This window comes from Listeria sp. MAN/IMW/UF555 (assembly GCF_058684075.1).
Genome location: NZ_JBZWZS010000001.1, coordinates 311,595 through 323,626 on the forward strand (window position 1 = coordinate 311,595; position 12,032 = coordinate 323,626).

Annotated in this window: 9 protein-coding genes; 2 read left to right on the forward strand and 7 right to left on the reverse strand. The window is 37.9% G+C overall.

All coding sequences use genetic code 11. The features are described from left to right. Nucleotides 1-59: 59 nt before the first annotated feature. The 4 genes from AC4PG8_RS01480 to AC4PG8_RS01495 form a co-directional block, all read right to left on the reverse strand. Nucleotides 60-1,010, reverse strand: a complete 951-nt coding sequence (locus tag AC4PG8_RS01480; protein ID WP_003727462.1) for an ABC transporter permease — start codon at nt 1,008-1,010, stop codon at nt 60-62. After that, nucleotides 1,007-2,059: an ABC transporter permease gene (locus AC4PG8_RS01485; protein ID WP_003762163.1), complete on the reverse strand. Its 1,053-nt coding sequence runs from the start codon at nt 2,057-2,059 to the stop codon at nt 1,007-1,009. The genes AC4PG8_RS01480 and AC4PG8_RS01485 overlap by 4 nt, the downstream gene beginning before the upstream one ends. Then, nucleotides 2,052-3,593, reverse strand: a complete 1,542-nt coding sequence (locus AC4PG8_RS01490) for an ABC transporter ATP-binding protein (RefSeq protein ID WP_003766835.1) — start codon at nt 3,591-3,593, stop codon at nt 2,052-2,054. The genes AC4PG8_RS01485 and AC4PG8_RS01490 overlap by 8 nt, the downstream gene beginning before the upstream one ends. A 433-nt stretch (nt 3,594-4,026) precedes the next feature. Continuing rightward, nucleotides 4,027-5,100: a BMP family lipoprotein gene (locus AC4PG8_RS01495; RefSeq protein ID WP_003766833.1), complete on the reverse strand. Its 1,074-nt coding sequence runs from the start codon at nt 5,098-5,100 to the stop codon at nt 4,027-4,029. A gap of 353 nt (nt 5,101-5,453) precedes the next feature. On the opposite strand from AC4PG8_RS01495, the gene proG reads away from it, so the two are divergent. Further along, nucleotides 5,454-6,293, forward strand: a complete 840-nt coding sequence (proG, locus tag AC4PG8_RS01500; RefSeq protein ID WP_492169953.1) for a pyrroline-5-carboxylate reductase ProG — start codon at nt 5,454-5,456, stop codon at nt 6,291-6,293. Nucleotides 6,294-6,330: 37 nt separating this feature from the next. On the opposite strand, the gene AC4PG8_RS01505 is transcribed toward proG, so the two are convergent. Further along, complete coding sequence (locus tag AC4PG8_RS01505) at nt 6,331-8,619, reverse strand: FtsK/SpoIIIE family DNA translocase (RefSeq protein WP_010991527.1); 2,289 nt, start codon at nt 8,617-8,619, stop codon at nt 6,331-6,333. Between the two features lie 150 nt (nt 8,620-8,769). Continuing rightward, a complete protein-coding gene (locus tag AC4PG8_RS01510) occupies nt 8,770-9,696 on the reverse strand; it encodes a YitT family protein (protein ID WP_003727465.1) in 927 nt (308 codons plus the stop codon). 251 nt (nt 9,697-9,947) lie between these two features. On the opposite strand from AC4PG8_RS01510, the gene trhO reads away from it, so the two are divergent. Next, nucleotides 9,948-10,907, forward strand: a complete 960-nt coding sequence (trhO, locus tag AC4PG8_RS01515; RefSeq protein ID WP_033533052.1) for an oxygen-dependent tRNA uridine(34) hydroxylase TrhO — start codon at nt 9,948-9,950, stop codon at nt 10,905-10,907. A gap of 41 nt (nt 10,908-10,948) precedes the next feature. Here the strand turns inward: trhO and fni are convergent, their stop codons facing one another. After that, entirely contained in the window at nt 10,949-12,025 is a 1,077-nt protein-coding gene (gene fni / locus AC4PG8_RS01520; RefSeq protein WP_492169954.1) for a type 2 isopentenyl-diphosphate Delta-isomerase, read from the reverse strand. Nucleotides 12,026-12,032 lie beyond the last annotated feature (7 nt).

Here is a 12,032-nt window from a genome sequence, read left to right on the forward strand (position 1 = left end):
CACACAATTTTCTAGCATAAAAAAACAGCCTAGAATAATATCTAGGCTGTCCTAATGTTTTATTTGCCTTTAATGTAGTTAACACCATCTGCTTTTGGAGCTTCGGATTTACCGATAAATCCAACAAGCGCGAGGATTGTTAATACATAAGGCGCAATTTGTAAGTAAACGTCTGGAATGTCTTTGAAAAACGGTAGCGAGCCCCCAGTAATTGCCAAACATTGCGCAAAACCGAAGAAGATTGCTGCTCCCATTGCTCCAAGTGGATTCCATTTACCAAAGATCATTGCTGCAAGGGCCATATAACCTTGACCGGAAATAGTTGCGTGTCCGAAATCAAGTGTAAAGGATTGCGCGTAAACTGCACCACCTAGACCACCAAGAATACCAGAGATGATAACACCTTGGTATCTCATCCAACGTACTTTAATTCCCATCGTATCAGCTGCAAGAGGATGTTCCCCTACAGAACGAAGACGAAGACCAAAGCGCGTTTTATAAATGATAAACCATGATGCGATTGCAAATAGAATCGCCACATAACTCATCACCGGAATGTTTTTAAAGAAAATATCACCAATAACTGGAATATCACTTAAAACAGGAATATCTGGTTTACCAAAGTAATATTTAATTTGGTCAGTTTGGCCTTTATCATAAATTACTTTTACAAGGAATAAAGATAGACCTGTTGCTAAAAAGTTAATCGCTACACCACTGATTACGTGGTCAGCACGGAAGTTAATTGTTGCAACGGCATGAACAAGAGAGAATAATCCCCCAACGACCATAGCCGCAATAAGTGATATCCAAGGAGTTAAATTGCCAAAAGTGTCTTGGAAAGTAAGGTTAAAGACGATAGCTGAGAATGCTCCCATAACCATCATACCTTCTAGTCCAATATTAACCACACCGCCTCGTTCTGAATAAACGCCCCCGAGTGCGGTAAAAATTAGTGGGCCTGCCATAAGCAGTGTACTAGAAACAATTGTCGCTAAAATGGCTGTCATTCTGCTTTCGCCCCCTTCTTAAATTTTGCCATCGCCCAGCGGATAATGTAGCTGGATGCCACAAAGAAGATAATCAGAGCGATAATTACATTGACTAATTCGTTTGGAACGCCTGCAACTGCTGGCATGTTTAGTGCTCCGACTTTTAGAGCGCCGAACAAGATGGCAGAGAAGACAATCCCAATTGGAGAACTTCCTCCGAGTAACGCAACGGCAATACCGTCAAAACCAATTCCTGGAGAAGAAGTTAATACATAAGCCGTTCCATAAGTTCCAAGGCCTTCCATTACGCCACCAAGACCAGCGAGCGCTCCGGCAATAACCATAGAAAAGATAATTGTTTTCTTTACACTCATACCGGCATATTGCGATGCATTTTCATTAAATCCGACTGCTTCGATTTCATAACCAAAAGTAGTTTTATTTAACATTAACCAAATAATAAGTGCAAAACCAAGGGCTATTAAAATCCCCCAATGTAGTGACGAATAATCAGTCATTGATTGCAATAATTCAGATTGTAAAGACGCAGACGCATGAATTTCTTGTGTTTTATCTAATCCGTCTGTAAGTAAATTTTGTACTACATAGTTGAAAATATAAAGTGCTGTATAGTTAAGCATGATTGTTACAATAACTTCATTTACTCGTAAAGTTGCTTTTAAAATACCTGGAATGAATGCCCAAAGTGCACCAAAAACCATACCAGTAATAATCGCAAGTGGTAAATGAATCCATTTAGTTAAACCATCAAAGTTTACAGCGATGATAATGGAACCTAACCAGCCCATCAGCATTTGACCTTCCGCACCAATATTGAAAAGTCCGGCTTTAAATGCAACTGCAACAGATAGACCAACTAAAATGTACGGTGTAGCTTGGCGGATTGTTTCACCAATATAGAAATTTTCACCAACGACACCTTCTATAAGTGCTGAATAACCAGCAATTGGGTCATATCCAAAAATAAGCATGATAATCGCACCGCAGATAAGTCCAAGGATAACGGCTGTAACTGGGATAACTAATGCTTGTAGTCGTTTAGACATGCTCTTTCTCCCCCATTTCCGCTTCCTGTTTGGATGAACCAGCCATCATCAGACCAAGTTCTTGCTCCGTTGTTTCTTTCGGATCAACAATAGCAACGATTTTCCCTTCGTATATAACCGCAATACGGTCACTTACATTCATGATTTCATCTAATTCGAACGACATAAGTAATACAGCTTTTCCGTTATCTCGTTGTTCAATCAAGCGTCTATGAATGAATTCAATTGCTCCAACATCTAGTCCACGTGTTGGCTGAGCCGCAATTAAGAAATCTGGATTACGGTGTATCTCCCTCGCAATAATTGCTTTTTGTTGGTTACCACCAGAAAGCGATTTTGCTGCTACGTATTCGCTACTTGCGCGAACATCGTATTCTTCAATTAACTCGCGCGCAAAGTCATACATTGCTTTGTGATTTAAGAAACCTTTACTAGAAATAGGTTTCTTATAGTACGTTTGTAAAGCAATATTTTCTCCAAGTGACATCTCAAGTACTAAACCATGTTTATGACGATCTTCTGGAATATGTCCTAAACCAGCTTCCGTAATTTTACGTGGTTTTTTATTCTCAATGTGTTCACCATTTAGAAGAATGCTTCCACTTGTTACTTTAGAAAGACCTGCAATTGCAGAAATGAGTTCACTTTGACCATTACCATCGACCCCAGCAATTCCGACAATCTCGCCTGCTCGAACAGTCAAATTAAGTCCACGAACACTTTCGACGCCGCGGCTTTCTTTAACAACTAAATCTTTTACTTCTAAAACGTCTTTCCCAGGAGTTGCAGCGATTTTTTCTGTTGTAAAAACGACTTCACGACCAACCATTAAATTAGCTAAGTCTTGCGGAGTTGTTTCTGGAACATTTACTGTACCCATGCCTTTACCACGGCGGATAACAGTTACGCGATCACAAACATCCATAATTTCTTTTAGTTTATGTGTAATTAAAATAATTGATTTCCCTTCTTTTATAAGAGAACGCATGATTTGAATCAATTCTTTAATTTCTTGGGGCGTTAAAACAGCTGTTGGTTCATCAAAAATCAAGATGTCCGCACCACGATATAGTGTTTTTAAGATTTCCACACGTTGTTGCATTCCGATAGAAATATCGCGGACAACAGCATTTGGATCAACTCGTAAACCATATCGGTCAGAGATTTCTTTAATTTCTTCTACCGCTTTTTTCTTCTCGATAACTCCGAGCTTGCTTGGCTCTTTACCAAGGATAATGTTTTCTGCAACCGTAAATTTATCCACTAACATGAAATGCTGATGGACCATTCCGATTCCAAGTTCATTCGCTTTGTTCGGGCTATTAATATTTTCTTTCGTACCGCGAACACGAATTTCTCCACCATCTGGTTCATATAGACCAAACAAGACGTTCATTAGCGTAGATTTTCCTGCGCCATTCTCACCTAACAAAGCATGGATTTCGCCCTGCTTTAACTGTAAGGTGATGTTATCATTTGCTACAAATCCAGAGAATTCCTTCCTGATTCCTAACATTTCAATAACAAAGTCCACTTCTTCACTCCCCTTGTCGTCTGGTTCAAACTGGAAAAACAGCCACACGCGCGATTCTCTCGAAGGACGCCGCCTCTCCCCGTACTTCCTCCCGAAGAAGGTTCCGAGTTTTTTATCCGTTTGTTGTTCAATGACTTTTTTCGCTAAAGTGCTTCGGTATGTTGCTAAATACGTTTCATTATACCATCTATGTACAAAAGCTTGTCCTCACATTTTTAAGCGGTTAAAAAAGCCATCTCCTTATTTTATTTCTAAATGGCATTCATTGCAATCATAAATTCCAATATACCGATTATTTTCTTTTAGTAAAAGGGTTTACCTATCATATTAAAACGCTTACAAATTATTTTTTTATGAAAGTCGGTACGTTTAATACCGACTTTCATAAAAGGTTTTACTTCGTTCATATTACTTAGTTTTTATAACTATAAAATCAAGGTTTTTCTGGAACTTTAATGTCCCCATCAACGATTTTTTGTTTGTATTCTTCTACTTTAGCTAAAACGTCTTTAGAAATATTATCTTGATGTTCAGAAAGCCCTACAGCATCTTTATCAAGACCATATTCAATTTTAGTTCCGCCAGGGAAATCTCCAGCTTTAGTACGAGTTGCAAGGTCATCTACAGCGATATCAACGCGTTTGATTTCAGATGTAAGTGTTACATTGTAATCTTTGCCATCGTTTGCTGTAACTTTTCCTTCGTCCCATTGGTCACGGTCAACACCGATTACCCAAACAGCACGGCTAGGATCTTTTTTCTTCAGGTTTTTAGCTTCTGCAAAGACACCGTTACCAGTACCGCCAGCAGCATGGAAAATTACGTCAACTCCACTTGAATACATGGAAGAAGCAATTTGTTGTCCTTTGTCTGCTTTTGCGAAATCGTTTGCATATTGTACATCAATTTGTGCGTTAGGATTAACAGCTTTTACACCAGCAGTGAAACCAGCTTCAAAACGGTCGATAACAGCTCCTTTTACCCCACCAACAAATCCAACTTTATTTGTTTTTGTTGTTAAGCCGGCTACAACACCAACTAGGTAAGAACCATCGTTATCTTTAAATCCAATACTTACTACATTATCACGGTCATCAATTGTGTCATCAACAATAGCGAATTGATTTTTAGGTTTTTGTTTAGAAACTTCTTCAATTGCATCTTTCAGTTTGTAACCAATTCCGTAAATCAAATCATAGTCGCTACGAACAGCAGTGTTTAAGTTTGTTTTGTAGTCTGCTTCAGAAGCTGATTGCAAATAGTTATAACCGTCTGTACCTTTTTCCATGTCGTTAGCTTTACCAAATTTTTGTAAGCCTTCCCATGCTGATTGGTTAAACGAACGGTCATCAACACCACCAGTATCTGTAACCATAGCTACTGTAAAATCTTTACTGCTCTTATCATCGCCACTTTTTTTATCGTCGCTGCTCGAACCACAAGCACCTAAGACAACGCCAGAAGCAATAATCATTGATAGTGCTAAAGCAAATGTACGCTTTTTCACCTTAAAACCCCTCCCGAGAGATATAATGTTAGTCAGAGCTTTCTGTCAAAACAAACATTCAGGCGCGTATTAAAAAATTATGTATGGTCCCTTTTTCGGAAAACGCACAAAAACATTTAACGTCTTCTCTAACTGTTCTTAATATAACATGGAAAATAAAATAAATAAATAACCAACTTCATAAATTTTTAATGCAAATGAATTCAGAAAATTTAATTCTGTCGGAATCATTCGATTTCAAGCTTATCCCTAGGTGGAAGCGCGTTAACGTGAAAAAGCAAACAATCTGATATATTTGCAATCCGATTTTATTCCCTTCATAATAAAAAATAACGATGAAAGGCGGGATGAAAATGACAAAAATAGGTTTTATCGGTTTTGGGAGTATGGCAACGTTGATAGCCACTAAATTGATTGAAACAAAGGTTTGTACTCCAGAGGAAATCATCCTTTACTCTAGTTCGGCAAACGACCATTTCAAGCAATTTTATGATAAATATCCTACAACCGAATTAGCAGCCAATGAAGCAGAAGTTTTTACAAAAGCAGATCACAGCTTTATTTGTAAATTACCTTTAGCTGTATTGCCCCTTATTAAAGATTGTGAGGCTGTATTAACGGCAGATCGCCATGTGATTTCAATTGCAGCCGGAGTTAGTACTTCTGATATTTTGGAACTATCTCCGAGTTTACAAGTAAGTAAATTAATACCATCAATCACAACAGTTGTTGGTGTTGGAACTACCTTAATTTCACACGCAGATACTGTTTCGGAAACGAACAGCGCTTGGTTAGAATCAGCTTTTGAAAATTTCGGACATGTGATGACGATTCGAGAAGAAAATATTGATATTGCGAGTGACTTAACGAGTTCCTCCCCCGGCATTATAGCGGCTATTTTCGAACAATTCGTGGAAGCAGCTCTTCGCAGGTCGACTTTGTCAGATGCAGAAATTTTTCAAATGATTAATTTTGCTTTAGCTGGGACTTCTAAACTCTTAGTGGAGGAAGATTATACGTTTAGCGGTTTAATCGACCGTGTTGCTACAAAAGGCGGGATTAGTGCTGAAGGCGTTGAACTTAGCAAAAGCAACTTACCTTCTTTTTTCGATGAATTACTTGACCGAACTCAAGGAAAATATGCTACAAGTAAAAAAGAAATTGAAGCTCAAAAACGAGATTTACTTTCTTAAAAAAGAGGTTGCGATTTTAGTCGCAACCTCTTTTTATTTATTCTATATCTGGAGGAAGTTCCACATTGACTCGTCGCGGTTTACTACCTTCATGAGGTCCAACTACTCCTCTTTGCTCCATTTCATCAATTAATCTGGCTGCCCGGTTATAACCAATTCGGAATTTTCGTTGTAACATCGAAACGGAAGCTGTTTGCATTTCTACAACAAGTTCGACTGCTTCATGATACAGCTCATCCGTTACTTCCCCTTCAACTTCAGGAATATCATCAGGAATCATTTCCTCGTTGTACTGTGCTTTTTGTTGCGAGATAACATAATTAACTACATCTTCTACTTCTTTATCTGATAAAAAGGCGCCTTGAATACGAGTTGGCTTACTAGAACCGACTGGTAGTAACAACATGTCTCCGCGACCTAGTAGTTTTTCTGCTCCACCCATATCAAGAATTGTTCTTGAATCTATCGAGCTTGATACTGCAAAAGCGATTCGAGATGGGATATTCGCTTTAATGACTCCAGTAATTACATCCACAGATGGACGCTGAGTCGCGATAATCAAATGAATTCCCGCAGCACGTGCCATTTGCGCAAGTCGTGTAATCGCATCTTCTACATCGTTAGAAGCAACCATCATTAAGTCAGCTAACTCATCTACTATCACAACAATAAATGGTAATTCCGGTTGTTTTTCTTCGTTAAGTTCATTATGTTTTTTTACGTAATCATTATAGCCTTGCATGTTTCGTGTCCCTGTATGCGAAAACAGATCATAACGCCGCTCCATTTCAGCAACTACTTTTTGTAAAGCTTGAGCTGCCTTTTTGGGATTAGTAACAACTGGTGCTAGTAAATGCGGGATACCATTATAAACATTTAATTCAACCATTTTTGGATCAATCATCATCATTTTTACTTCATGTGGTTTAGCTCGAAGTAAAATGCTCGTAATAATCCCATTAATACAAACCGATTTACCACTACCAGTCGCTCCCGCTACAAGTAAATGGGGCATTTTATCAAGGCTTGCCATCATTGCTTCACCAGAAATATCTCGACCAAGAGCAATTTGTAATTTTTCATCTGGGTTATTTTTCGGATTATTTTCTAGTACTTCCCGTAAAGAAACCATCGCTACATTCTGATTTGCTACTTCAATTCCAATTGCTGATTTACCAGGAATTGGCGCCTCAATCCGAATATCTTTCGCTGCTAAAGCAAGTGCAATATCATCACTTAAGGAAACAATTTTACTCACTTTGACTCCGACTGACGGTTGCACTTCATATTTTGTAACGGCTGGCCCAAGATGCACTTGAGTGATTTTTGCTTTCACACCAAAACTTTCGAATGTGTCTTCTAATTTTTTCGCATTAACTTTAATTTGGTCGTACTCTTTACTTTGATCAGTTACTTTGGCAGGTTCTAAAATATCCACTGACGGTAATTGATAGATTTCATTTTCAAAAGACTCTTGTTGGAACATTTCTAAATCTTTTTCTTTCACATCGGACTCTGTTTTTTCTTCTAGAGGGGCTTTTTCTTGTTCTACTTTAGAACTAAAATTCGAGATAATTGGCGGTGTTTTTTCTTCTTTTGAAGCATCTATTGGTTGGCTTACCTCGATTACTTCATCCGCTTCTACTTCAACTAATTTTTCCGCTTTCTTTTTATCTCGTTTAGCTTTTACTTCTTTCCCTTTTTCCTTAGCAGCCTTACCTTTTGAAAATAAGTAGCGAACGAATTCAGTAATTTTCGAGAAGAATTGGCGTACAGAAATACCTGAAACTAGTGAAAATCCATAAATGATTAAAAGAATGGCAATAATATTTGTTCCAAGTCGGTCTAGTAAGAAATAGGTAACTGAAGTAATAGCAGCCCCAATCATTCCTGCACCAACAAAACCTACTTGATTTGGTCTAAATAAATTTTCTAGAACTAATTTCCATGTACTGGAAACAACAGGCGCATTGGCACCTAAATTATGGATGATGAAATACATATGTATATATGTTAAAAACCCTAAAACAATGAGATAAACACCTACTAATCGTTTGCTAAAAAGGTGTGGCATCTTTCTTCTAATTACCATGTATCCGCCGAGAACGATACTCCCAGCAAGTAATACATAACTAAGAAGACCAACAAACATTTCAGCCAGGGCAAAGAAACCTCTGCCAACAAAACCTAATTGTAAAATCCCGATTATCCCTATTGCTATCAGAACAGCACCCGTTATCTCTAAACGAAAAGAAGCTGATTTTTTCTTTTTTGAACGTGTGGACGTTTTCTTTCGCCCAGCCGTTTTTTTCTTTTGTGTCGCCATTTCAAGTCCCACCTATTCCTTTTTTGCTTGTTTTATTATAGCACATCTATCCGTCCTGTAGCTCATACTATAGCCCTATTATACAAACAAATGTTTCCTTTCGTCAAAAAACCACATATCTCAAGTAAGAGACATATGGTTTTAGCTTTGTTATAGGTGTGGTGTTTTCGTATTCATCAGCTTTCCGCCGCGGACTTCTGACATGCTTCCCCCGACAGCTAAGAAGGCATCTGGATCTATTTCGTCCAGAATAGCTTTCACTTTCACTTCTTCAAATCTTGAGACGATAACGAAAACTACTTTTCTTACATCACCAGAGTATCCACCAGTTGCATCTAAGTATGTTACGCCTTTTCCTAGTTGCTCCATGATTTCTGCACCGATTTCCTCGTAATACCGACTAATAATAAAAGCACTTTTCGATTCATCTACACCTTGAATAACAATATCAATAACTTTATACGCAAGGAAATACGTAATTAATGAATACATAGCTCTGTCCCAGTTAAATACAAGTCCAGCAACGATGAAAATCACAATATTGATAAACATAATAATTTGCCCGGTTGAAAATGGTGTTCTTCCGTTGATAATGATGGAAATAATCTCAGTCCCATCAAGTGCTCCACCATTACGAATAACAAGTCCTACACCAAGACCGAGTGTCATTCCACCAAAAACAGTCGCAAGTAATAAATCATCTGTCACTGGGTCCATATCATGTAAAACAAGTGTCACAATCGACATAACTGCAATCCCGTACAAAGTAAAAAGTGCAAAAACTTTTCCGATTTTCCGGTAACCAATAATGAAAAATGGAATATTAAGTACAAAAGTTAAAACCCCTAAAGGTAGCGGTGTTAACTGAGAAATAATAATGGAAATACCAACGACTCCACCATCTAAAATTCGGTTGTTTACAAGGAAAAGTTCTAAACCTACCCCCATTAAAATCGCCCCAAAGGTAATCATTAGAAATTTATAAACAAACCACTTCAGTCTTTTTCTGCGTTCTTGTTTTACTTTTTTTAAAGCTAGTTCTTCCATAAACGATTCATTTATTTGCACATAGCTCACGCCCAATCCTTACTTCATTCTTTATTTTAGGCAATGAAAACAGGATTTGCTTTCATCAACAAAATTTTCGCTTCATATTTAATAAGTATACCATAGCTGTTTTGTACTTGTACATATAGTTAACTATAAGAAGCATTTATTTTACGGTTCGGTTACTTGCCAGTCTTAATTTGCTATAGTATAGTATTAATGCGCAAACTTGTGGAGAATTTTTCTTACACATGAAATACATTTTGAAGGGTGATAAGATTATGAGTGACTATCAAGTGTTGTTATATTACAAATACACAACGATTGATGATCCAGAAACTTTTGCAAAAGAGCATCTTGCTGCTTGCAAAGAAATGGAGTTAAAAGGCCGAATTTTGGTGGCTACTGAGGGGATTAATGGCACCGTTTCGGGAACAGTAGAAGCAACAAACAAATATATGGATTATATGGCAAATGACGCTCGCTTCGCTGATATGGTATTTAAAATTGACGCGGCTGACTCCCATGCTTTCAAAAAAATGCATGTCAGACCTCGTGCTGAAATTGTTAGTTTAAGTTTAGAAGAAGATGTCAATCCACTTGAAATTACAGGTGATTATTTAGAACCTGCTGAATTTCGCGAAGCACTACTAGACGAGGATACTGTTATTTTAGATGCTCGGAATGATTATGAATTTGATATTGGCCATTTTCGTGGTGCAGTTCGCCCAGATATTCAGAACTTCCGTGAACTACCAGGCTGGATTGAAGATAATCGCGATCAACTAGAAGATAAAAAAATCGTTACTTATTGCACTGGTGGAATTCGCTGCGAGAAATTTTCTGGCTGGTTGAAAACTGCGGGCTTTGAAGATGTAAGTCAACTTCATGGCGGCATTGCAACGTACGGTAAAAATGAAGAAACAAAAGGCGAACTATGGGATGGACAAATGTACGTCTTTGATGAAAGAATCGCCGTTCCAATTAACCAAGTAAATCCTACTATTGTAGGGAAAGATTACTTTGACGGAACACCTTGCGAACGTTACATCAATTGTGCAAATCCATATTGTAATAAACAAATTCTCGCTTCTTTAGAAAACGAAAAAAAATATTTGCGTAGTTGTTCGCATGAATGCCGCGTTCACCCAGCAAATCTTTATACAAAAGAATTATCTAAAGAAGAATTTACAGAACGACTTCAAGCGATTGATGAAACTTTACCGGAAACGGTTCAATAAACGAAAAACCAGCATTGCTAAATGAATAGCTGCTGGTTTTTTTATTTTCTATTTGCAAGTTGAACTAAATCAATTTCTCGTAAACTACCCCATTTTGCAAGTTCACCACTTACAATTAATGGTGTTTCTTTTAGTTCTGCAATATTTTTCGCATTTGCTAAAACAAAGAGTCCTCGCAACTGTTCTTTCCAAAGTTCTAACTTTTCGATCGTTTTTGATACACCATCTTTTTTCAGTGAATAAATAATTTGCCCAGCCATCCCAACACTATCTGCTCCTAGCGCAAGTGCTTTGACAATATCTAACGGGTTTCTAATACCTCCAGATGCTAAATATGCTATTTTTGGCGCGTCAGCATGTTGCATATCTATTAATGCTTGCCCAGTTGAAATACCCCAATCAAGTAAAAAATTATAGGCTTGGTCGCGGCGGCGATCATTTTCAATTTGCGCAAAGTTAGTTCCACCTTTTCCGGCTAAATCTACTGTTGTAACGCCGATTTCAGCTAAAGTCTTTACAGTCTCTCGTGTCATTCCAAAACCAACTTCTTTGACGACAACTGGTACTGGGGAATTTTTTACATATGCTTCGATTCTTGATAACCAGTGACTAAAGGAACGGTCGCCTTCTTGCATCACCAATTCTTGCGCAGGATTTATATGAATTTGTAGCGCATCTGCTTCTAACATTTCGATTGCGCGAATTCCGTCTTGAATATCAACTTCTGGGCTAACGTTGGCTAAAATGATACCTTTTGAATTAACTTCTCTAACGACTTGATATGTATCTATTAGCGAACTGTTTTTTAGAGCTGCAGACTGGGAACCAACGGCCATCGGGATAGCTACCTCGCGAGCTATTTCAGCGAGTTCGGCATTAATTCTCTTTGTATGCCGGCTTCCTCCCGTCATAGCATTAATATAAAATGGAAATGGTACTGTTGCTCCTAAAAAAGTTGTTGTTAGATCAATATCTTTCACATTGTAGCGTGGGATAGATGTCCCAATCAATTGAATATCTTCTAAACTCGACGGAGCTAAGTTCTCATTTTGCTTTACACCAAGAGCAACATGTTCGTCTTTCCGGCGTTCTCGTAATAAGTCATCGTTCTTCTGCATGTATTAA

Bases quoted from the DNA above. Each gene is read 5' to 3' on its own strand.
- AC4PG8_RS01480 (WP_003727462.1), bottom strand. From the start codon at position 1,010: ATGACAGCCATTTTAGCGACAATTGTTTCTAGTACACTGCTTATGGCA.
- AC4PG8_RS01485 (WP_003762163.1), bottom strand. From the start codon at position 2,059: ATGTCTAAACGACTACAAGCATTAGTTATCCCAGTTACAGCCGTTATC.
- proG (WP_492169953.1), top strand. From the start codon at position 5,454: ATGACAAAAATAGGTTTTATCGGTTTTGGGAGTATGGCAACGTTGATA.
- AC4PG8_RS01505 (WP_010991527.1), bottom strand. From the start codon at position 8,619: ATGGCGACACAAAAGAAAAAAACGGCTGGGCGAAAGAAAACGTCCACA.
- trhO (WP_033533052.1), top strand. From the start codon at position 9,948: ATGAGTGACTATCAAGTGTTGTTATATTACAAATACACAACGATTGAT.
- fni (WP_492169954.1), bottom strand. From the start codon at position 12,025: ATGCAGAAGAACGATGACTTATTACGAGAACGCCGGAAAGACGAACAT.